Below are 20,225 nucleotides of genomic sequence, written 5' to 3' on the forward strand. Positions count from 1 at the left end.
CCGCCACCCGACAGGATGCATCCGTCATGATCGAACTTCCCTTCGCGCTTTCCGAATACAAGGCCCGCCTCCAGGCCATCCGTGCGGAGATGGCGCGCCGCAATCTCGACCTGCTGGTCGTCAACGACGTCGCCAACCAGCACTACATCACCGGCTATGACGGCTGGTCCTTCTACACGCCGCAGGTCGTGCTCGTTCCCCTCGCGGACGAGGAGCCCGTCTGGATCGGCCGCGCCATGGATGCGGCCGGCGGCCTTCTGACCGCATGGATGAAGCCGGAGAACATCGTCGGCTTCCCGGAGGACCATGTCCAGCGCGCCGACCGCCACCCGATGGACTGGATCGCCGGCTGGATTGCCCGCAAGGGCTGGGATCGCGGCAATATCGGCATTGAGCTGGAGGCCTATTATTACTCGCCGAAGGCGCATGCGCGCCTTACCGCCGGCCTGCCCAACGCAACCTTCCACGATGCGGACCTCTTGGTGAACTGGATCCGCAGCGTCAAGTCCGCCGCCGAGATCGATTATCTGCGCAAGGCCTCGCGCCTTGCCGAAGCCGCCGTGACCGCCGCCTATGACGTCATTGCGCCCGGCGTGCGCGAATGCGATGCCATCGCGCGGATCCAGGCCGCGCAAGTTGCCGGCTCACCCGATTTCGCCGGGGACATCACCGCCCTTCCCCCGACCATCCTTGCCGGCGAGAACGCATCGGCCCCCCATGTCATGTGGAGCGACCGGCGCTTCGGCGAGAACGAGACGGTTGCGCTGGAGCTTGCCGGCGTCGTCCGCCGCTATACGGCCGGCCTTGCCCGCACCATGCAGCTCGGCCGGATGCCGGCCAAGGTCGGCGACACCGGCAAGGCGGTGCTCGAAGGCATGGAGGCCGTGCTCGCCGCCATCAAGCCGGGCATCACGGCCGAGGAGGTCGAGGCCGCCTGGCGGCAGGTCATCCAGCGCTACGGTCTGAAGAAGGAGTCGCGCATCGGCTATTCCATCGGCGTCGCCTATCCGCCGGACTGGGGCGAACATACGATCAGCCTGCGCCCGGGCGACAGGACCATCCTCAAGCCCGGCAACGTGCTGCACTCCATCCTCGGCATGTGGATGGACGGCTGGGGGATCGAGGTCAGCGAGACGATCCTCGTGACCGAACGGGGCTGCGAGACGCTGACCAGCTTCCCGCGGGACATCCATGTCAAGGCCTGACCCCGATACCGCCGCCATGGAGCCGTCGCTGGAACGCCGGATGATCGATATCCGGCGCCACCTCCATCGCAATCCGGAACTGTCGAACGACGAGCGCGAGACACAGGCCTACCTGAAGCAGGCGCTCGGGGCGGCAGGGCTGGAGAATGTCCGGCCCGTCGCGGGCTTCGGCCTTGCCGTGGATATCGTCGGAACGGCCGGGCCTTCGAACCGAAAGGTGGTGATCCGGGCCGATATCGACGCGCTGCCGATCACCGAGGCATCGGGCGTGCCCTTCGCCTCCGGGCGACCGGGCGTGATGCATGCCTGCGGGCACGACGCGCATGCCGCGATGGGCTACGCCGCCGCGGTCCTGCTCGACCGGCAGAGGTCGTCGTTCAGCGGCACGGTGCGCCTGATCTTCCAGCCCGCCGAGGAAGCCGAGCCGCTCGGCGGCCGGCGGGTGATCGAGGAGGGCCTTCTTGACGACGTGGACGCCGCAATCGGCATCCATGTCGATCCCTATACGCCCGCCGGACAGATCGCCGTCGGCGCCGGTCCCTATACGCTCGCCTGCGATATCTTCGACGTCGTCGTCACCGGCAATTCCGCCCATGCCGCCAAGCCCTCCGACGGGGTGGATGCGATCGCGGTCGCCTGTTCCATGGTGACGGAATTGCAGAAGATCGTCTCGCGCGAGATCGATCCCTACGACCCGCTGGTGGTTTCCGTCACCGGCATCGAGGGCGGCGGCGCGTATAACGTGATCGCCCCCGAGGTGCGCCTGAAGGGCACGATCCGCAGCGGCCACGAGGAGACACGGCAGAAGGCCTGGCGCCGGTTGCGGCAGATCCTCGAAGGCATCGCCGCCACCCATGATGCAAGCGTCGCGGTGACGATCCAGCGCGGCGAGCCGCCGGTCGTCAACGCGCCCGAAATGGTCGCCATCGTCCAGCAGGCGGGAGCCGAGGTCGTCGGGCGGGACAACGTGCTCAACGCGCCCGGCTGGACCGCGGCGGACGACTTCGCCTTCTACAGCGAGAAATGCCCGTCGGTCTATTTCCGCCTCGGCATCCGCAACGAGGCGATGGAGGCAATCTATCCGCTGCATCACCCGAAGTTCCGCGTGGATGAAACCGCCCTTCCCAAGGGTGCGATGACCCTGTCTGCGGCTGCGCTCAGGTTCCTCCGGCAACTGGAATAGCCTCGCGCGCAGGATGACTTGCAGCGGCAGATGAAATAATGCTCGGCACCATATGAAAGCTGCGCCGGAAATCCGGCGCAGCCAGGCAATTTCGTTGCGAAAGGTGCTGAAGATGAGCGAGAAGCCGACACGCGGTTCCGCCGAGCTCGACCGGCTGGACCTGAAGATCCTCGACATCCTGCAGCGGGACAACAAGACACCGCAGCGAACCATCGCGGAGATGATCCACCTCTCCGCGCCGGCCGTCCAGCGCCGCATCCGGCGCATGGAGGAGATCGGGGTCATCAGGGCCAATGTCGCGCTCGTCGATCCGGCGAGGGTCGACCGGTCGATCACGCTTTTCGTCGAAGTGGAGATGGAAAGCGAGCGCGCAGAGCTTTACGACGCCGCCAAACGCTCCTTTGCCGCCGCGCCGGAGGTGCAGCAATGCTATTATGTGACGGGAGAGGCGGATTTCATCCTGATCGTCATCGTGCGCGCCATGTCGGATTACGAGGCGCTGACGCGAAGGCTCTTTTTCGGCAACAACAATGTGAAACGCTTCCGGACGTTCGTTTCCATGGAGCGCGTCAAGGTGGGATTGAGCATTCCGCTGGAGTGACGTTCCTGCGCGGCGCGGAACAAAAGTCAGCCTGCCCCAGCCTGAACGAAACAGAAATGCATCGAAGGCCGCAAAACACAGCGCCTTTCTCTCCTCCGTTGAAATATCCTTCATCCGATATCTGCCCGAGGAGACACCGATGCCCACCCTGCCTTATCTGACGAACACCCTGCCCGCTTATCGGCAGCCGCTGGACGCACGCGACGCCGAAACGCTGGGCATCGCGGCCGCCGGGCGGGTGGCGCAGGTCCTCGCCCTTCGCGAGAACAACGATGCGACGCCGCTCCACACGCTGCCCGGCCTTGCCGCCGAACTCGGCCTCGGGGCCCTATATGTCAAGGACGAGGGCTTTCGCCTCGGCCTCGGCTCCTTCAAGGCACTGGGCGGCGCCTATGCGCTGATGATCCTGGTGAAGGAAGAGGCCGAGCGCCACCTTGGCCGCCCCGTCCCCATCGCCGAACTCATGTCGGACGAGGTCCGCGCCATCGCCGCGACCATGACCTTTGCCTGCGCGACCGATGGCAATCACGGCCGGTCGGTTGCGCAGGGCGCGGCGCTGATGGGCGCCCGCGCGGTGATCTTCGTCCATTCCGGCGTCAGCGATGCCCGTATCGAGGCCATCGCCCGCTTCGGTGCGAAAATGGTGCGCGTCGACGGGAATTACGACGTCTCCGTCGCCGAAGCCGCGCGCGTGGCAACCGAAGAAGGCTGGACGATCCTCTCCGACACCTCATGGCCCGGCTATGAATACGTTCCCGGCCTCGTGTCGCAGGGCTATACCGCATTGGTTCGCGAAGCCCTCGCCTCGCTTGCCGAACCCCCGACCCATGTCTTTCTCCAGGCCGGCGTCGGCGGCTTTGCCGCTGCGGTCAGCGGGCATATGGCGATGGCGCTCGGCGATAACCGTCCGCATGTCACGGTGGTCGATCCGGCGCGCGCCGCCAGCATTTATGAGAGTGCCCGCGCGGGCCATGTGGTCAAAGTGGAAGAGGGAGAGCCGACCATCATGGCGATGCTGGAATGCTATGAACCGTCGCTGGTCGCCTTCCGTGTCCTCGAGCGGGTCGCGGATGGCTTCATGACGGTCGAGGAGGATGCCGCGCCGGAGGCAATGCGCCGCCTCGCCAATCCCGTCGGCGAGGACCCCGCCATCGTTGCCGGCGAAAGCGGAAGCGCCGGGCTGGCGGGTCTTCTGACGGCGCTTCGCGATCCCGCGCTTGCCGCCCGGATCGGTCTCGACAGCAAGGCGCGCGTGCTCGTCGTCAACACGGAAGGCGCGACCGACCCAGCCCTCTATGAGAGGATCGTCGGCCGCAGCCCCGAAGCCGTCCGAAACGGAGGCGCTGCATGATCCCCGCCATCGACGCCGCCCGTCTGATTGCCCGCCTGAAGGCGCTTGGCGATACGGGGCGGGACGAGGCCGGCCGGCTCTGCCGCCTTGCCGCGACCGATGCCGACCGGGTGGGACGGGATCTTCTGTGCGCGTGGCTCGGGGAAGCCGGCCTCCGCATCGAAATCGACCGCATCGGCAACATCCATGGCCTGTGGGAGCCGGAGGGCGCCTCCGGCGACCCGGTCGTCATGGGCTCCCATATCGATACGGTGATCGACGCGGGTATCTATGACGGCTGCTACGGCGTCCTGTCGGGCCTTGCCGTGATCGAGGCGATGCAGCAGGCAGGTTTTCGCCCCTCGCGGCCTCTTGCCGTCGTCGCCTATACCAACGAGGAAGGCGTGCGCTATGCGCCCGACATGATGGGCAGCCTGGTCGCGGCCGGAGGGCTCGGTACGGACGAGGCGCTCGCCACCGTCGGCAGCGACGGCACGACGCTCGGGGTGGAACTGGCGTGCATCGGCTATGCCGGGACGCGCGAGCCGGGCTTCCTCAGGCCGCATGCCTATATCGAACTCCATATCGAACAGGGACCGATCCTCGAGGCGGAAGGAACTCCGATCGGGGCGGTCGAGAACCTGCAGGGCATTTCCTGGCAGAGGATCACCATTGCCGGCATGGCCAACCACGCCGGCACGACGCCCATGGCGATGCGCCGCGACGCCGGCGTTGCCGCCGGCCGCACGCTCGCCTTCCTCGACCGGCTTGCCCGCGAAACGCCGGGTGCGGTCGCGACGGTCGGTACGATCCGCTTCGAGCCCAATGCGATCAACGTCATTCCCTCGGCGGCGATCTTCACGGTCGATCTGCGCAATCCCGATGAAGAAAGGCTCAAGGGACAGGAAATCGCACTCGATGCCTTTCTGAAGAAACTGCAGGGCGAAGGCTTCGAGATATCGACGGAGCGTCTGGCGCGCTTCCAGCCCGTTGCCTTCGCGCCGGAAATCGTGACGGCTATCGAGGCATCGGCGGCGGAACGCCAGCTTAGCTGCCGGCGCATGACATCGGGCGCGGGGCATGATGCGCAGATGATCGCCCGCATCGCGCCTTCGGCGATGATCTTCGTACCGTCGAAGGGCGGCATCAGCCACAATCCAGCCGAACATACCGACGAGGCCGATCTCGTCGCCGGCGCCAACGTGCTCCTCGACGTCGCTACGAAGCTCAGCCGGTGACGGGCCGCTGCCCGGCTAGTCCACCACCGCGCTGTGATCGAGCGCCGGGGCCGCTTGCGGCTTCTTGAGCAGCAGGACGAGCGGCATGACGGCAAGCGAGAGCAGCATCAGCAGCTTGAAATCGTCCATATAGGCGATGATCGTCGCCTGCAGGGTGATGGTGCTGTCGAGCGCGGCGCGCCCGGCCTCCGTCAGCGGGTTGAGATGCTGCTGCACGGCCGGATTGTTGAAGGCGTGGTTGAACGGCGTCACGTAGGCGGCGATGCTTTCGTGATTGCTCTGCACGTTCTCGGTGATCAACGCCGTCACCAGCGAGATGCCGACGGACGAGCCGATGTTTCGCGAAAGGTTGTAGAGGCCCGTGCCGTCTCCGCGCATCTCCGGCGGCAGGGTCGAGAAGGCCATGGTCGTCAACGGCACGAAGAGGAAGCCGAGGCCGGCGCCCTGCACGAAGCCGACGGAAACGATGGTCCATTGCGAGACGTCCGGCGTCCAGGCGGTCATGTCGTACATCGCCCAGGCCGTCAGCCCTAGGCCGGCGGAAAGCAGGATCCGCGTATCCACCTTGCCGATCAGTCGCCCGATCAGGAACATGCACAGCATGGTGCCGAGGCCGCGCGGCCCCATGACGATGCCGGCGGTGATGACGGGATAGCCCATCAGCGTCTGGAGATAGGGCGTCATCAGCGCGAGCGACGCCAGATAGGTGATGCCGATCACGAAGATGAAGATCATGCTGACGGCGAAGTTCTGGTCGAGGAAGAGCCGCGGATTGACGAAGGATTTCTCGGACGTCAGCGTATGCACGACGAGAAGATAGAAGGCCGCCGCGCAGATGATGGCCTCGACGAGGATTTCGCCGGACGAGAACCAGTCGAGCTGCTCGCCACGGTCGAGGAAGAGCTGTAGCGCGCCGATGAAGAGGCTCATCATGCCGAAGCCGAACCAGTCGAGCTTGGCAAGCGCGTCCCGCAGGGTCTCGTTCACGAAGACGACGATGCCGGCAAAGGCGAGCGCGCCGATCGGCACATTGATGTAGAACACCCAGCGCCAGCTGATATTGTCGGTGAGCCAGCCGCCGATGACCGGCCCGAGCACTGGCCCGACCATCACCGAGACGCCGAAGAGCGCCATGGCCGAGCCGCGTTCCTCGACCGTGTAGATATCGAGCAGGATGCCCTGCGACAGCGGCACCAGCGCCGCGCCGAACAGGCCCTGCAACAGGCGGAAGGCGACGATCTGGTTGAGCGACTGCGCAAGGCCGCAGAGGACCGAGGCGAAGACGAAGCCGGCAATGGCCGTCAGCAGTACCCGCTTGCGGCCGAACTTGGCCGCAAGGAAACCCGAGGGCGGCGTCATGATGGCGGCCGCCACGATATAGGAGGTCAGCACCCAGTTGATCTGGTCGGCCGACGCCGACACGCTGCCCTGGATGAAGGGCAGCGCGACATTGGCGATGGTCGTGTCCAGCGCCTGCATGATAACGGCGAGGATGACGCAGGCCGTGATCGCGCCGCGATTGGCCACGATGACGGTCGGTGCGTCCGTGGAACTAGCCATGTTTCTTGCCGCTGATGCTGTCCAGCATGCCCTGGATGGAATCCGGCAGGCCGCGGGCGTGGCCGGTGTCGATATCGACGACGGTGCTCATGCCCACGCGCAGCGGCGGCTTGCCTTCGGCATCCTCGATGCTCACGCGCATGGGAATGCGCTGCACGACCTTGACCCAGTTGCCGGAGGTGTTCTGCGCCGGCAGGAGCGAGAAGGACGAGCCGGAGGCCGGGCTGATGCTCTCGACCTTGCCCTTCCAGGAAACGCCCGGATAGGTGTCGACATAGATCGTGGCCTCCTGGCCGGGCTTCACATAGGTCAGCTCGGTCTCCTTGGGATTGGCCGCGATCCACAGGCGGTCGGTCGAGACCAGCGAGAACGCCTGCTGCGAGGCCTGAAGGTAGGAGCCGACCTGAAGCGCGTTGACATTGGTGACGACGCCGTCGAAGGGCGCACGCACGACGGTATGGTCGAGTTCGCGCTGGGCGTTGTCCACGCTGGATTTCGCCTGGAGATAGAGCGGGTATTCCTCGGCCGGCCGGTCGGCGTCGCCGCCGAGCTGGGCGAGTGTGACGGCGGCCTCGGCCTTGCTCACGGAAACCTTCTGGCGCGCGGTATCGAGATTGTGCTTGGCTTCGTCATAGGCCGAGCGGCTGGCGCTGCCGCCGTTCAGCAGGCTCTGCTGGCGGTCGAACTGCGCCTGGAAATAGGGCAGGTCCGCTTCCGCCTGCGTGATCTCCGCCAGCGACTGGCGATAGCTCGCCTTGAGGTTCTCGATCTGGTTGCGCTGGACGCCGAGCTGCGCCTTGGCGCCTTCGAGCGTGATGCGGAAGGCATCGGGCCGCAGGGTGAAGAGCGGCTGGCCGGCCTTCACCGCCTCGTTCTCGTGCACGTCGATGCGCTCGACGATGCCGGAGACGTCGGTCGCGATGCCCACCATGTCGGCCTGGATATAGGCATTGTCGGTCGCCATGACCTGTCCGCCGGTGACGTAATAATAGCCGCCCACCACGAGGGCGACCGGGAGCAGGGCGAAGAGGATCGGCCGGGTGAGCGAGCGCCGGCGGCGCGGCAGCTCGGGTGCGGGCACTGCCTCGGCAGTCGCGCCGGAAACGGGGGACGGCGCTTCGGCGACCGTGCCCTGCGCTTCCAGGGTCTCGCCTCTGTCGGCGGCATTTTCGGCATCGGCGTCGGTGATGACGCGGAAGGTGGGCTTGTCAGTCATGCTCTTGCTCTTTTTCGCCAGTCGGCGCCTCGCAGGCCAGGACGAGGTTCGCCTTTATTTCGGAAAGCACAGTGAATGTTTCTTCGAGCCGCTCCGGCGCGATGCCGAGCAGCGCCTCGGCGCGCGTCGCATCGGCCAGTTCGTGGATTTCGGCCAGCAGCGGACGCACCTCGTCGCGCAGGTAAAGGAGCCAGATGCGCCGGTCGGAGGGATGGCGCCGGCGCTCGATCAATCCGCGCTCGGCAAGCTTGTCGAGAACGCGCACCAGCGCGATCGGCTCGATTTCCAGAAGCTCCGCCAATCCGCCCTGATGAATGCCTTCGTTCTTCGACAGATAGGCGAGCGTGCGCCACTGCGAACGGGTCAGGCCGAGGCTTTGCGCCCGCTGTTCGAATCGCTTGCGCACGAGGCGCGCGATGTCGGCCAGCAGAGCAAGGGAATGGGCACTCATAGAGGAAGCTACTATTAGGGGGCTAATGATAGAGATGCATACCATGCGGATAGGGCGAAGACAACGCCTCCCTGCGGGATTTCGCCGGTCCTCACCAAAGAATGATCGCCGCTGCCCGCGCCGGGGCGTCATTCAGCAATTCAATGAAAGGCATCGGGAGATTTAATTTCGGAAACCGGATGCGCGCGCCTATAAACAGGCGGCCGGAATTCGAACCGGCCTCCCCTTCCGTCCCGTCGCCACCCGCAGGGACGTCGTCACGCCGAACACATCGATACGGACATGCCGTACCCGCCCTCCGCGCCGGCGGGCGCTTGGCCGCAGTGCAGGAAGCCGAACATGCCGCGATCCGAGACCACCGCTCTTGCCGAGGATGCCACCAGCGCGGCGCTGGATTTGCCGGTGCCCCGTGCCATGCCCGCCGGCCTCCTCGGGCGGGTTGCCTCTTCGCTCATCCTTTATCCCCGCTATCGGCTGCTGTGGGTTTCCAACCTCTTCTTCTTTGCCGGCGTTTGGACGCAGACCCTCGTGCTCGGCTGGCTGGTCTTCGAGATGACGAGCTCGGAATTCTCCGAAGCCATCTTCACCGCGGCGCGGCTTTCGCCGCTGATGCTCGGGCCCCTCGCCGGCGTGATCTCCGACCGCTTCAACCGGCCGCGGCTGCTGCTCGTTGCGTCGGGCTGGGCGTTCTGCGTCCTGACCGTCGTCGCCCTTCTCGTGGCGCTGGACAGCATATCCTTTGCCGGCCTCGTTGCGGCGGGGTTCTGCATCGGCCTTGCACAATCCCCCTCGCAGCCTGCGCGCTTCACGCTCGTCAGCGAGCTTGTCGGGCGAAGGAGCCTCAGCAACGCCAATGCGCTCAACTCCATCGTCCTGAACATGACGCAGGTGATTGGCCCGGCGCTTGGCGGCGCGATGATCGCCGCCTTCGGGGCCGCTGCGGCGCTGGCGATCTCGGCGCTCTGGTATCTCGTTGCCTTCCTCGCGCTCTGGCCGCTCCGGCAGGTGAAGAACAGTCATGAGGTCATCGGCCCGCAGAACCTTCGGATCCTGCTTTCCGCCGGGTTCAGCACGGTCCTCTCGAACCGCCTTCTCGGTTCCGTGCTGCTCGTCACCTTTGCCGCCAACATCCTGCTCTGGCCGATCTATCAGGGTTTCATGCCCGTCATCGCCAAGGAGCATTTGGGGCTTTCGCCGAGCGGCCTCGGCTGGCTGCTGGCCTGCGCCGGGATGGGTGGTCTCACCGGCTCGGTGATCGTCGCGGCGCTCGGCGACTTCCGCTTCAAGGGCGGCCTCTTCGTGCTGGGCACGGCGATCTGGGGCGCGCTCTGGGCAGTCTTCGCCCTCTGTTCCTCCGTGCCCCTTTCCTTCGCCCTGATGGTTCTCATCGGCCTTGCCGCGGCGCCCTTCGGCATCCTGCAGACGACGCTGATGCTGATGATGACGGAGCCGCATGTGCAGGGCCGCGTCATGGGCATCCAGGAATTGACCATTGGCGTCATGCCGCTTGCCAGCATCATGCTCGGCGCGGCGGCCGAGGTCATCGGCATCACCCATGTGGCGTTGGTCAGCGGAACGCTGCTCGCGACCTTCCTCGCCCTGCTGGCGCTTCGCGTTCCCGCGCTGTTGCGCTACAGCGGGCACGGGGATTGAACGCCGGACCAGAAGGAACAGGCCATGACGAAGACGCTCACGACGATTGCCGTATTCTGCGGATCGAACACCGGCGAAGGCGATGCCTATGTGGACGGCGCAAGGGCGCTCGGCGCGGCGCTCGCGGAAGCCGGCATCGCCCTCGTCTATGGCGGCACGACCAAGGGGCTGATGACCGTCGTGGCGGACGCCGTCCTTGCTGGCGGCGGCACGGTCCATGGCGTCATCACCGAAAGCCTCCATGCACGCGGGCACTCCCATCCCGGCCTCACCCGCCACGAGATCGTGCCGACCCTCGGCATCCGCAAGGCGCGCATGATCGAACTGGCCGACGCCTTCGTCGCGCTGCCGGGCGGGATCGGAACGGTGGAGGAGCTGATGGTCGTCTGGTCCATGAACCAGCTCGGCGAAATCGACAAGCCCGCCGGCCTGCTGAACGTGGCGGACTTCTTCTCGCCCTTCCTCGCCTTTCTCGACAGGATGGTCGAGACGAAGTTCCTGCCTCCCGCGCACCGCGGAAGTATCGCCGTCGACAGTGATCCGGCAAGCCTCATCGAAAAGCTGCGCGCGCATGAACGGACGAACGCGCCCAAGTGGCTCTGACGGCCCTCGCCAACCCTTCGGAAGATCGATAGCCTGGAACCGCAGGGCGGCACGCCCGTTCTCACAAGCGCGACAAGGCCGAAGGGAGATCGCATGACGACGCTATCGGGACAATGCCTCTGCGGGCAGGTGCGGCTTTCCGTGCGGGGAGAACCGCTGCGCATCGGCATCTGCCACTGCACAGACTGCCGGCAGGAAAGCGGATCCGCCTTCACCTTCTACGGTATCTGGCCGGCTGGTCAGTTCGAGTATTCCGGCGACGTCGCCAACTTCCAGGGCCGCTGCTATTGCCCGCATTGCGGCGGCCGGCTGTTTTCGCTCGACGAGCGGGAGGCCGAAGTCAAGCTCGGTACCCTGCCCGAGGCACCGACGCCTTTCACGCCGAGCTACGAGCTCTGGGTCAAGCGCCGCGAGCCCTGGCTCCGGCCCATCGAGGGCGCCGCGCAATACGAGGAAGACCGGGTCTGAGCCTTCCGAAGGGAAGGAAAAGCGGAACAATGCCCCGTCCCGGCCGGTTGATCGAACAGACGCCAACCAGCCAAGGGGAGGCTTCCATGTTCGATCACGACTATGCCCGGCACCAGATGGTGGAGCGGCATCTCGCGCGCCGCGGCATCGCGGATGCGCGGGTGCTGAAGGCGATGGCAGCCGTGCCGCGGGAGGCTTTCGTCGAGCAGGGTTTCGAGGAGTTCGCCTATGAGGATTCCCTGCTGCCGATCGCCGAGGGCCAGACCATTTCCCAGCCCTATATCGTCGCCCGCATGGCGGAGGCGGCGGAAATCGAAGCGACGGACAATGTGCTCGAAGTGGGAGCCGGCTCCGGCTATGCGGCCGCCGTCCTCAGCCATCTGGCGCGACAGGTCTCCGCCATCGAGCGCCATGCAGCCCTTGCGGAAACAGCCTCGCAGCGGCTGGCGGCGCTCGACCGTCGCAACGTCGCGGTGCGCACCGGCGACGGCACGAAAGGCTGGCCGGAAAAGGCACCCTTCGATGCCATTCTGGTTTCCGCCGGCGGGCCTTCAGCGCCGATGGCCCTGAAGGAACAACTGGAAATCGGCGGCCGCCTCATCATCCCCATCGGGCAACAGGAGCGTTCGCAGCGGCTCGTCCGCATCACCCGGCTCGCGGCCGGCCGCTATGAGGAAGAGGATCTCGGTGCGGTCTTCTTCGTTCCGCTGATCGGGGAAGCGGGCTGGCGCGAGCATTCGCAGCCGGCAACCGCCCATTTGCGGCAGCACCTGCCAGACCTGATCGCGGAAGCCGGTGAGGACCTGCCGTCCCCCGACGATCCCGCCTTCGCCGATCCCTTCGAACGCTTCGCCGACCGGCGCGTCGTCCTTCTTGGCGAAGCAAGCCATGGCACGTCCGAATTCTACCGCGCCCGCGCCGCGATCACCCGGCGCCTCGTCGAGCGGCACGGCTTCACCATCGTTGCGGTGGAGGCCGACTGGCCGGATGCTGCGGCGGTCGACCGTTTCGTCCGCGGGCGGCAGAAGGCGGGCGAAGCGCCGCCTTTCCAGCGCTTTCCGGCGTGGATGTGGCGCAACCGCGAGGTGGACGCCTTCATCCGCCGGCTGCGATCCCACAACGCGGTCACGACGGGCAGGCAGGCCGGTTTCTACGGCCTCGACATCTATAATATGCGCGGCTCCATCGCTGCGGTCCTCGCCTATCTGGATGCCACGGACCCGCAGGCGGCGGCAATCGCGCGCGAGCGCTACGGCTGCCTGACGCCCTGGCAGAACGCACCTGACACCTATGGCCGGGCGGTGCTCACCGCCGGCTATCATACCTGCGAGGAAGCGGTCGTGCAGCAATGTCGCGAGCTGCTTCGGCAGGCGCTCGATGCGATGACGCGGGAGCCCGACGCTCTCTTCGATGCCGCGCAGAACGCCCGCCTCGTTGCCTCGGCCGAAAAATACTACCGCATCATGTATTACGGCGGGGCGGACGCCTGGAACCTTCGCGATCGCCACATGTTCGAAACGCTGGAACAGCTTCTCGACCGCGCGGGGCCGGATGGCAAGGCCGTGGTCTGGGCGCACAATTCCCATATCGGCGACGCGCGCCGCACCGACATGGGCAAGGTTCGCGGGGAGCTCAATATCGGCCAGCTATGCCGCGAGAAATACGGCGATGCGGCGGCGCTGATCGGCTTCGGCACGAATACGGGGACAGTCGCCGCGGCGAGCGACTGGGACGGTGACATGGAAATCAAGGCCATTCGTCCCTCCCACGAAAAGAGCGTCGAGAGGTGTTTCCATCTCTCCGGCCGGCCACGGCTGCTTCTCGATTTCGCCCGCCATTCCGGCGTCTCGGAGGCGCTCTGCGCCGAGAGGCTCGAACGCTTCATCGGGGTGATCTACCGGCCCGAAAGCGAACTGCTCAGCCACTATGCGAAGGTGGAACTCGCGCGGCAGTTCGATACCTATGTCTGGTTCGAGGAGACCCGTGCCGTCGCTCCGCTTGCCATGGAGGCTAAGAGCGGACGGATGCCGGATACCTTCCCCTTCGGGCTATGAGCCACCCCACGACAGGACGATAAAAAGCCCCGGCGGAGCTTCATCCGCCGGGGCGCAGCAAATTTGGGGGACCTATTCGTCGCTGTCACGGACCTTGGACGCCTCTTCCTTGTCGGTCCGGCCGGCGGGAATGGAGGTCGTTGTCGCGGAGACGGGGTCGGAGCCGGGGAACGTCTCCTTCAGGCCTTCGTCGAGATCGTCTTTTTTCGTGCGGCGCTTGCGCTGCTCCTGCTTGAGGGATTCGACTGCGGGGGAAGAATGATGGCTGTTCAAGACATGTCTCCTTCTGTTCGGCATGGAACAGACGAGAGGCCGGTTTTGTTCCCGCCTGCGCGGGCGCCGGGCGGCTAGACCCTGCCCGCCCGGATCATCGAGAAGTAGTCGTCTCCGCCGACCTGTCCGCCCTTGAGCGCCAGTTGCAGCCCGTCGCTCGCGCCGCCATGCACGGTGCAGAGAGGCGAACCCGGCGTCTGGGGCAGCGGCATCTTCAGGGTCAGCGCGGAAATGCCCATTTCTCCGAGCGCGTGGCTGGACGTATCGCCGCCCGCCACCACGACGCGGGAAAGACCTGCCCGGGCGACAAGCTCCGACTGGATGCGCCCGAGCGCCCGGCCGAGCCGGTGGCGGGCGCCGGAACCGAATTCCCCGCCCCGATCCGCCGCCGGGCCGAGCGCGGTATAGAGCACGACGCTGCGCCCGGTCTCAAGGACCCGCAGGCCAACTTCGACCGCTTCGGCGATGGCCGTCTCCGCGGCAGCGCCGGACAGCGCCAGCGGATCGATGGCAATGCCCTCGAAACCGTTCGCAAGGGCATGGCGGATCTGGCGTTCGGTGGTGGGCGAGACGCTGCCGGAGACCACCGCGATCCGGTCAACGGCCCCTGCCGCCGCAAAGTCTGGCTTGTCTCCAACCAGCCCGGCCTCGTGCCAGGCGGAAATAAGGGCGTATTCCACGCCCGAGGAGCCGCAGACGAATCGGTTTCCGGCGCGCAGCCGCTCCCACAGCATCTTGCCGGCCGCCGCCTGCGTCGCGTGGTCCAGCACGTCGAGAAGGAGGATATCGGCCGCCTCGAGCGCGGGATCGGCAAGGAGGGCCACATTGTCGATATGCGCGCTCGTCAGCGCGGTCTGGCGGGCGAGATGGAGAAGCAGGTTGGCCTCGTCCATCGGCGTGACGGGATGGCGGGACATCACCGGGTGGCGGTCGATGCGATAGTTGCGGCCCTGATAGGCGGCGAAGAGCTCGCCGAAAGCCGTATAGCGCCGGATCTGCGGCGCGCCGACGATGAGCGGCACGGTCGTCGTCTCGAAAACCTGCCGGCCGATCTCGATCGCCCGGCCGATATTGCCGACATGCGGCGCGGAATCGAAGGTCGAGCAGACCTTGTAGTGGCAGAGCTCGGCATCAAGCGTCTTCAGCCAGCCGAAGGCCTCGCGCAGATGGATATCCATCCAGTCCGGCGTTTCGCTGCGGCTCGTGCCGGCAAGGCCGAAAGCACGGGCGCCGGCAAAGCGGGACAGGAGGGCGGCGTCCGGCACCTTGAGGAACAGCACGGTATCGACCCCGTTGGAGGCGAGCGCCTCCATGACATCGGTCGAGCCGGTGAAATCGTCGCCGTAATAGCTGATCAATGGCCGCGCCATGGTTCAGGCCCCCTTGCCGCCGGAAAACTTCTCGATGGATCGGGCAAGGTCGGGATGCTCGCGGGCATAGACCTCCAGCGGGATACCGGCGACCGCGGCCTCCCAGGCCTGCTTCACCGCCTTCACCCCGGCGCCCGGCCCGCCCGGATGGCTGACGATGCCGCCGCCGCACAGATAGAGCAGGTCCGTCGAGCCGCCCGTCGCGGCGATCGTGTCCGGTGCCTGTCCTCCCCATTGGCCGGAGCCGATGACCGGCAGGGCCACGTCCTTCCCGGAAAACAGCGGGGCCGTCACCGCCTTGTAGGAGCGCACGAAGCTCTCGTCCGGCTCCCAGTATTTCACGCGGATGCCATTGATCTGGAACTGGTCGACGCCGAGCAGGCGCCAGAACTGCTGCCAGACGGAGAATTCGAAGCCGAGCCCGGCATGGCGCGTGAGTATGTCCCAGCCATTGCGGTGCGCGTGCAGCACCAGCCCTGAGCGCTTGCGCAGGAAGGCAAGGCCGCCGAAGCCGACGGAATTGATGTTGACCACGGCGCAATTGCCGCCCGCCTGCAGCACCATGTCGTGGTTGCGCATCATCTCGTCCGGGTCGGCATGGCTGATGCCGAAGGCATACATCACCTTCTTGCCGGTCTTCTGCTCGTGGTCGAGGATCTTCGGCATGATCGCGGCGACGCGTTCCTCAAGCGGCGAATAGGCCGGGCTCATCAGCTTCTCGTCGTCCTTGATGAAGTCGACGCCTGCCTCGATGAGCTCGCCCACCATCTCCGCCGTCTCGTGCGGGCGAAGGCCGAGCGCCGGTTTGACGATGGTGCCGATGATCGGCCGGTCCTTCACGCCGGTCAGCGCGAAGCTGCCCGGAATGCCGAATTGCGGACCGGGATGGGCGGCGGCGAATTCCCGCGGCAGCTTCATGCCGACGATGCGGATGCCCGTCATGCCCTTGATCGAGAAGACGCCGCCGATCGCGATGGTCATCAGGGCGGCAAGGTCGGTCCCGACGGCATCCATCGGGAAATCGATATCGACATCGGCGCGGTTGAACGGCCCGGCGCCGCCGCCTTCATCGGGAAAAGAGGCGCGGTCGGCCGGCGGCAGGGGGCGGATGGCGACGACGCGGGCCGCCACCCGCGCCTTCAGCTCCTCCGTCTCGCCCGGCAGGGCCACGAACGTGCCGGTCGACTGGTCGCTGGCGATTTTCGTCGCCATGGCTTCCACCGAGCCGGGCGTCTCTATCCGATAGGTCAGGCGGATCACGTCTTCTCCTCCGCGGCGCACGGCAGGCCGCTTGTGAAACCTCTCCAGCTGGTATAATGAGTATTTATGTTATTGCAAGCCGGCATTGCGAAAGCTGTTGCAGCAGCGGGACTTGGTGCATATTCCAACCTGTCGAAACCAGGTGACTCATGAACGTCGTTTCCGAACCGATCGTCCGCAAGAAACTCTCCGACGAAGTCTTCGCGCGGCTCAAGCACATGATCGAAACCGGCGAGCTCAAGGCCGGTGACGAGATGCCCTCCGAGCGGGAACTCATGGAGCGCTACGGTGTCGGCCGTCCTGCCATCCGCGAAGCCATGCAGGCGCTCGCCGGCAAGGGCCTTGTCGAGATCTCGCAGGGCGAGCGCGCCAAGGTGCTGCGCATCACCGCCGAGACGATCATCCGCCAGGTGGACCTGCCGGCGAAGATGATGCTCTCCGGCTCCTCCGACACGCTGGAGCACTTGAAAAGCGCCCGCATCTTCTTCGAGCGCGGCATGATCCGCGAGGCGGCGACCCGGGCGACGGCGGAACAGATCGCCGAGCTTCGCGCCCTTCTCGAAAAGCAGAAGCAGAGCCTCGGCGATGCGGACGCCTTCATCGACGCGGACATGGAGTTCCACCAGTGCATCGCCCGGATTTCCGGCAATCCGATCTTCGCGGCCGTCAGCGGCGCGATGCTGGGATGGCTGAAATCCTACCATACGGAAATGCTCATCTGGACGGGCCGCGAGAATTTCACGCTCGCCGAGCACGAGGAAATCATCCGCGCCATCGAGAACGGCAATGCGGACCTTGCCGAAAAGGCGATGATCAAGCACCTCGAACGTTCCCGCGCTCTCTATGCGCTTAAGGCCCCGAACTAGAGCAGCACCTCGATACAGGCATAGGGCGGCAGTGTGATCAGTCCGCCCGCCGGCAATTCCTCCCCATCAGCCGCGATCAGCGCAACCCGGCGCGGCGTTGCGCCAAGGGTGACGGCCTGCGTCTCGGGCGTGATGTTGGCGAGGAGGATGCGCTCCTTCGTAGCGAGCCCCAGCACCGCATCGGGCAGCGACGTCTCCACGGCAATAACCGCCTGCCCGGCAAGGGCGCCGAGCCGCGAGAGGACATGCGCAAGCGGCCGCATTTCGCCTTTCGCGGTCGCCTCCCCCCCGCCGGCGACAAGCCCGAACGGCCCGGCCAGCGTGGAGAGCGTCAGGACTTCGAGGCCGGCGGACGCGACGGTCGCGGCATAGGCCAGCGCCCAGGCGGCGCCGAAGGCGCCATTGTGCCGGGGATCGACATTGGCCATGGGGATGCGCGATCCAGACGGGTTGTCCTTCGTCGCGCTGCCATAGGGGTTCTGGCGCATGGCGATGGTCGAGGGGCCGATGCGGTAGGGCTTGTCGCCATGGATGGCGCGCGCCGAACGGACGACGTGATGCAGTGCCTCGAAAGTCTGCATGACGGAAAGGTCATCGGCCGCGTGCACGATCGGGTTGGTGCAATGGCTGACATAGTCCACGAGCGCGCCGGGAATGCGCTTGCGGTTGAGCTCGGTGAAATAGCTCATCATGCCTCCGCCGAGCCGCACGCCGGGGAAGGCCGCGCGGGCGGCGGCATAGACATCTTCCAGCGGTGGGCATTCCGGCCATTCGCTGCCGGGCGGGGTCGACTGCCGGTCCACCGAGGGGCAGACGAAGAGCGTGTCGAGCGGCAATCCTGCCTCCCGCACCAGCGCGGCGAATTCGCTCATCTCCACGTCCAGCGGGCGCCGGCATGGCACGGCCAGTTCGAGCGTCACCTTGAGGCCGGACCGGGCGGCGATCTCCGCATAGCCTTTCAGCGCCGAAAGACCATGGCCCGCGACGGGATCGAAATGCGCGATCAGGTGGCGCGCGCCGACCATCCGTAGCAGGCCGAGGGCGGTCCGCTCGTCGGCAAGGCACTCCGGCCGGAGCCCGACGCCGATTTCGGGAAAGGGAAGACCGGTCGGTGAAAGCTTCAGCGAAACGGCCGCGGACGCATCGACGGCGGGCGCATCCGCCTGTGCTTGGATTGCCACGATCACGTGCTGGCTGAACGGCTCGTCCTTCGGCACCAGATAGGGCCAGGGCAGCGCCAGCGGGCGCACATAGGTCTTGTAGGAGCCATCGGTCCAGTTGCGCTGGTCTTCCATCTCGAAGACGCCGCCATGGAACTCCGTCGTCGCCGAAATACCCGGCACGACCCGGTGGGTGATAGCGGCGATATCCTTGAAGGGCTGCCATGGCTCGATCCGGTCTGGCCAGTGCGAATGCTCGACACTACCGTCGCCATGGCGCACCTCGACCGGCTCGCCGGCGACGCCGACGACCGGATGCAGCACGACAAAGCCGGCGCGGGCGGTCTCGAAATCTCCGTCGCTGACGCAATCGGCGGAAAAGGCCACCCTCTCCGGCGTACCGGAGATCGCAATCGCACAGTCGAGATGGGCGCCCGACGGGGCTGTGAAGCGCGCCTTGTAGGTGACGGAGAAGCCCTGCCCGGTCTCTTCGGCAAAAAGATCGGTGATGGCTGCATTGCAGGTCCCCCAGTCCTTGTCCCGGACGAGGAAGGAGACGGCGCGCAGTACCTCGTGGCCGCGATAGCGAAGCGTGCGCAGATTGCCGTCCTGCAACGCGACACTGAGGTCACCAACGATCAGCGTACGGCTTTCGGGTTCCCGCTCGCGCGTTCCATAGAGCCGGAGCAGGTCCTCGCTCATCCGAGAAGCTCCTCCAGCGCGATGGTCTCGCCGCGCTCGGCGCTGAGATAGGCGGCCTCGACGAGGGCGAAGGTCTTCAGGTTGTCGCGGCCGGACGTGTCCGGTTCCGCGCCCGCCGCAAGCCGCTCGATCCAGTGCTTCTGGATGAGCGCGACGCTTTCCTGGATATTGTGCCAGGGGCGCGAGGCCCAGGGCAGCAGGTTCGGCGCAACGACGCTTCGTGTCGTGCCCTTCGGGCCATGGACGGTGAGCGCGTAGTCCTTGCCGAGGCGGAGCGTGCCCTGGCTTGCGTCGATCTCGACGAAGGTTTCCGGGAAGGGCTCCTCCGGCAGCTTCGTGGCATAGCTGACATCGACGATGGAGGTGATGCCGTTGTCGTGGTCGAGCAGCATGGTCGCCACGTCCTCGCCGGCGATCTCCGGGTTGATGCGCTTGGTGCGGGCCGTCATGCGGCCGGCATCGCCGAAGAGGAAGCGGGCGATATCGAGCGAGTGGATGCCGAGATCTTCGATGATGAAGCGCTTGCCCTTGGCGAGATAGGGCTGGCCGGAAAAGACGTCGAAACCCGAGCGGAAGGAGACGCGACCCCAGAAGGGCGTGCCGATCGCGCCGCTCTCCAGCACCGCCTTGACCGCGAGGATCGGCGTCTGCCAGCGGAAGTTCTCGTGGATCATCAGCGGAATGCCGGCCGCCTCGGCAGCGGTGACCATGGCCTTCGCATCCGCCAGCGTCGGCGCGAACGGCTTCTGGCAGATCACCGGCACCTTGTGGTGCGCGGCAAGCTCGACCAGCGCGCGGTGGCTGCCCACCGTCGTCGCGACATCGACGAAATCGAAGCCGCCATCGGCGAACATCTCCTCTGCTGACCGATAGCGCCTCGCCACGCCGAACTGGTCGCCGACGATGTCGAGCCGCTCGGGATCGCGGTCGCAGATCGCGACGATCTCCACGTCCGGCAGGTCCCGCCAGCCATGCATCTGGTTGACGGCGAAGAAGCCGCAGCCGATCAACGCACCCTTGAACTTCGCCATG

At 66.1% G+C, this 20,225-nt stretch carries 18 protein-coding genes; 10 read left to right on the top strand and 8 right to left on the bottom strand.

The features are described 5' to 3' along the window. The first annotated feature begins 26 nt into the window (after nucleotides 1-26). The 5 genes from ShzoTeo12_RS22665 to ShzoTeo12_RS22685 all read left to right on the top strand — a co-directional run bounded on the left by ShzoTeo12_RS22665 (nucleotide 27) and on the right by ShzoTeo12_RS22685 (nucleotide 5,557). Nucleotides 27-1,205, top strand: a complete 1,179-nt coding sequence (locus ShzoTeo12_RS22665; protein WP_318912558.1) for a M24 family metallopeptidase — start codon at nucleotides 27-29, stop codon at nucleotides 1,203-1,205. Continuing rightward, nucleotides 1,192-2,388: a M20 family metallopeptidase gene (locus ShzoTeo12_RS22670; RefSeq protein ID WP_318912559.1), complete on the top strand. Its 1,197-nt coding sequence runs from the start codon at nucleotides 1,192-1,194 to the stop codon at nucleotides 2,386-2,388. The genes ShzoTeo12_RS22665 and ShzoTeo12_RS22670 overlap by 14 nt, the downstream gene beginning before the upstream one ends. A 112-nt stretch (nucleotides 2,389-2,500) precedes the next feature. Beyond that, entirely contained in the window at nucleotides 2,501-2,989 is a 489-nt protein-coding gene (locus ShzoTeo12_RS22675; protein WP_119255939.1) for an Lrp/AsnC family transcriptional regulator, read from the top strand. Nucleotides 2,990-3,128: 139 nt separating this feature from the next. Beyond that, nucleotides 3,129-4,340: a diaminopropionate ammonia-lyase gene (locus ShzoTeo12_RS22680; protein WP_318912560.1), complete on the top strand. Its 1,212-nt coding sequence runs from the start codon at nucleotides 3,129-3,131 to the stop codon at nucleotides 4,338-4,340. Next, on the top strand, nucleotides 4,337-5,557 hold the full coding sequence (locus tag ShzoTeo12_RS22685) for a Zn-dependent hydrolase (RefSeq protein WP_318912561.1): 1,221 nt from the start codon (nucleotides 4,337-4,339) through the stop codon (nucleotides 5,555-5,557). The genes ShzoTeo12_RS22680 and ShzoTeo12_RS22685 overlap by 4 nt, the downstream gene beginning before the upstream one ends. Nucleotides 5,558-5,572: 15 nt before the next feature. On the opposite strand, the gene ShzoTeo12_RS22690 is transcribed toward ShzoTeo12_RS22685, so the two are convergent. From ShzoTeo12_RS22690 to ShzoTeo12_RS22700, 3 genes are read right to left on the bottom strand one after another with little or no spacing between them, the layout of a single operon-like run. After that, on the bottom strand, nucleotides 5,573-7,117 hold the full coding sequence (locus ShzoTeo12_RS22690; protein WP_318912562.1) for a DHA2 family efflux MFS transporter permease subunit: 1,545 nt from the start codon (nucleotides 7,115-7,117) through the stop codon (nucleotides 5,573-5,575). Then, nucleotides 7,110-8,333: an HlyD family secretion protein gene (locus ShzoTeo12_RS22695; protein WP_318912563.1), complete on the bottom strand. Its 1,224-nt coding sequence runs from the start codon at nucleotides 8,331-8,333 to the stop codon at nucleotides 7,110-7,112. Before ShzoTeo12_RS22695 ends, ShzoTeo12_RS22690 begins: the two co-directional genes overlap by 8 nt. Continuing rightward, nucleotides 8,326-8,784 carry a MarR family transcriptional regulator gene (locus ShzoTeo12_RS22700; RefSeq protein WP_318912564.1) on the bottom strand — a complete coding sequence of 153 codons (459 nt, stop codon included), beginning with the start codon at nucleotides 8,782-8,784 and terminating at the stop codon, nucleotides 8,326-8,328. Before ShzoTeo12_RS22700 ends, ShzoTeo12_RS22695 begins: the two co-directional genes overlap by 8 nt. Nucleotides 8,785-9,123: 339 nt before the next feature. Here ShzoTeo12_RS22700 and ShzoTeo12_RS22705 point away from each other — a divergent pair, with 339 nt between their 5' ends. The 4 genes from ShzoTeo12_RS22705 to ShzoTeo12_RS22720 all read left to right on the top strand — a co-directional run bounded on the left by ShzoTeo12_RS22705 (nucleotide 9,124) and on the right by ShzoTeo12_RS22720 (nucleotide 13,562). After that, nucleotides 9,124-10,437 (top strand): MFS transporter, encoded by a 1,314-nt coding sequence (locus ShzoTeo12_RS22705; RefSeq protein WP_318912565.1) that lies wholly within the window; start codon nucleotides 9,124-9,126, stop codon nucleotides 10,435-10,437. Nucleotides 10,438-10,461: 24 nt separating this feature from the next. After that, nucleotides 10,462-11,040: a TIGR00730 family Rossman fold protein gene (locus ShzoTeo12_RS22710; protein WP_318912566.1), complete on the top strand. Its 579-nt coding sequence runs from the start codon at nucleotides 10,462-10,464 to the stop codon at nucleotides 11,038-11,040. A gap of 93 nt (nucleotides 11,041-11,133) precedes the next feature. Further along, a complete protein-coding gene (locus ShzoTeo12_RS22715) occupies nucleotides 11,134-11,508 on the top strand; it encodes a GFA family protein (RefSeq protein ID WP_318912567.1) in 375 nt (124 codons plus the stop codon). Between the two features lie 86 nt (nucleotides 11,509-11,594). After that, nucleotides 11,595-13,562, top strand: a complete 1,968-nt coding sequence (locus ShzoTeo12_RS22720) for a protein-L-isoaspartate(D-aspartate) O-methyltransferase (RefSeq protein WP_318912568.1) — start codon at nucleotides 11,595-11,597, stop codon at nucleotides 13,560-13,562. A 72-nt stretch (nucleotides 13,563-13,634) separates the two neighbouring features. On the opposite strand, the gene ShzoTeo12_RS22725 is transcribed toward ShzoTeo12_RS22720, so the two are convergent. From ShzoTeo12_RS22725 to oiaX, 3 genes are all read right to left on the bottom strand, one after another. Continuing rightward, nucleotides 13,635-13,835 (bottom strand): hypothetical protein, encoded by a 201-nt coding sequence (locus ShzoTeo12_RS22725; RefSeq protein ID WP_119255703.1) that lies wholly within the window; start codon nucleotides 13,833-13,835, stop codon nucleotides 13,635-13,637. A 74-nt stretch (nucleotides 13,836-13,909) separates the two neighbouring features. Continuing rightward, entirely contained in the window at nucleotides 13,910-15,205 is a 1,296-nt protein-coding gene (locus ShzoTeo12_RS22730; RefSeq protein ID WP_318912569.1) for a four-carbon acid sugar kinase family protein, read from the bottom strand. Nucleotides 15,206-15,208: 3 nt separating this feature from the next. Continuing rightward, nucleotides 15,209-16,465 (bottom strand): 3-oxo-isoapionate-4-phosphate decarboxylase OiaX, encoded by a 1,257-nt coding sequence (gene oiaX, locus ShzoTeo12_RS22735; protein WP_318912570.1) that lies wholly within the window; start codon nucleotides 16,463-16,465, stop codon nucleotides 15,209-15,211. Nucleotides 16,466-16,614: 149 nt separating this feature from the next. Between oiaX and ShzoTeo12_RS22740 the strand changes: the two genes are divergently transcribed. Further along, nucleotides 16,615-17,331, top strand: a complete 717-nt coding sequence (locus ShzoTeo12_RS22740) for a transcriptional regulator NanR (RefSeq protein ID WP_318912571.1) — start codon at nucleotides 16,615-16,617, stop codon at nucleotides 17,329-17,331. Here ShzoTeo12_RS22740 and ShzoTeo12_RS22745 read toward each other — a convergent pair. Together ShzoTeo12_RS22745 and ShzoTeo12_RS22750 are read right to left on the bottom strand one after the other, a co-directional pair. Continuing rightward, a complete protein-coding gene (locus ShzoTeo12_RS22745; RefSeq protein ID WP_318912572.1) occupies nucleotides 17,328-19,193 on the bottom strand; it encodes a hypothetical protein in 1,866 nt (621 codons plus the stop codon). The genes ShzoTeo12_RS22740 and ShzoTeo12_RS22745 overlap by 4 nt on opposite strands. Further along, on the bottom strand, nucleotides 19,190-20,224 hold the full coding sequence (locus ShzoTeo12_RS22750) for a Gfo/Idh/MocA family oxidoreductase (protein WP_318912573.1): 1,035 nt from the start codon (nucleotides 20,222-20,224) through the stop codon (nucleotides 19,190-19,192). The genes ShzoTeo12_RS22745 and ShzoTeo12_RS22750 overlap by 4 nt, the downstream gene beginning before the upstream one ends. Between the last annotated feature and the right edge of the window lies 1 nt (nucleotide 20,225).

The organism is Shinella zoogloeoides, from assembly GCF_033705735.1.
Lineage (GTDB): Bacteria > Pseudomonadota > Alphaproteobacteria > Rhizobiales > Rhizobiaceae > Shinella > Shinella zoogloeoides_A.

Bases quoted from the DNA above. Each gene is read 5' to 3' on its own strand.
- ShzoTeo12_RS22665 (WP_318912558.1), top strand. From the start codon at position 27: ATGATCGAACTTCCCTTCGCGCTTTCCGAATACAAGGCCCGCCTCCAG.
- ShzoTeo12_RS22670 (WP_318912559.1), top strand. From the start codon at position 1,192: ATGTCAAGGCCTGACCCCGATACCGCCGCCATGGAGCCGTCGCTGGAA.
- ShzoTeo12_RS22675 (WP_119255939.1), top strand. From the start codon at position 2,501: ATGAGCGAGAAGCCGACACGCGGTTCCGCCGAGCTCGACCGGCTGGAC.
- ShzoTeo12_RS22680 (WP_318912560.1), top strand. From the start codon at position 3,129: ATGCCCACCCTGCCTTATCTGACGAACACCCTGCCCGCTTATCGGCAG.
- ShzoTeo12_RS22685 (WP_318912561.1), top strand. From the start codon at position 4,337: ATGATCCCCGCCATCGACGCCGCCCGTCTGATTGCCCGCCTGAAGGCG.
- ShzoTeo12_RS22690 (WP_318912562.1), bottom strand. From the start codon at position 7,117: ATGGCTAGTTCCACGGACGCACCGACCGTCATCGTGGCCAATCGCGGC.
- ShzoTeo12_RS22695 (WP_318912563.1), bottom strand. From the start codon at position 8,333: ATGACTGACAAGCCCACCTTCCGCGTCATCACCGACGCCGATGCCGAA.
- ShzoTeo12_RS22700 (WP_318912564.1), bottom strand. From the start codon at position 8,784: ATGAGTGCCCATTCCCTTGCTCTGCTGGCCGACATCGCGCGCCTCGTG.
- ShzoTeo12_RS22705 (WP_318912565.1), top strand. From the start codon at position 9,124: ATGCCGCGATCCGAGACCACCGCTCTTGCCGAGGATGCCACCAGCGCG.
- ShzoTeo12_RS22710 (WP_318912566.1), top strand. From the start codon at position 10,462: ATGACGAAGACGCTCACGACGATTGCCGTATTCTGCGGATCGAACACC.
- ShzoTeo12_RS22715 (WP_318912567.1), top strand. From the start codon at position 11,134: ATGACGACGCTATCGGGACAATGCCTCTGCGGGCAGGTGCGGCTTTCC.
- ShzoTeo12_RS22720 (WP_318912568.1), top strand. From the start codon at position 11,595: ATGTTCGATCACGACTATGCCCGGCACCAGATGGTGGAGCGGCATCTC.
- ShzoTeo12_RS22730 (WP_318912569.1), bottom strand. From the start codon at position 15,205: ATGGCGCGGCCATTGATCAGCTATTACGGCGACGATTTCACCGGCTCG.
- ShzoTeo12_RS22740 (WP_318912571.1), top strand. From the start codon at position 16,615: ATGAACGTCGTTTCCGAACCGATCGTCCGCAAGAAACTCTCCGACGAA.
- ShzoTeo12_RS22745 (WP_318912572.1), bottom strand. From the start codon at position 19,193: ATGAGCGAGGACCTGCTCCGGCTCTATGGAACGCGCGAGCGGGAACCC.
- ShzoTeo12_RS22750 (WP_318912573.1), bottom strand. From the start codon at position 20,224: ATGGCGAAGTTCAAGGGTGCGTTGATCGGCTGCGGCTTCTTCGCCGTC.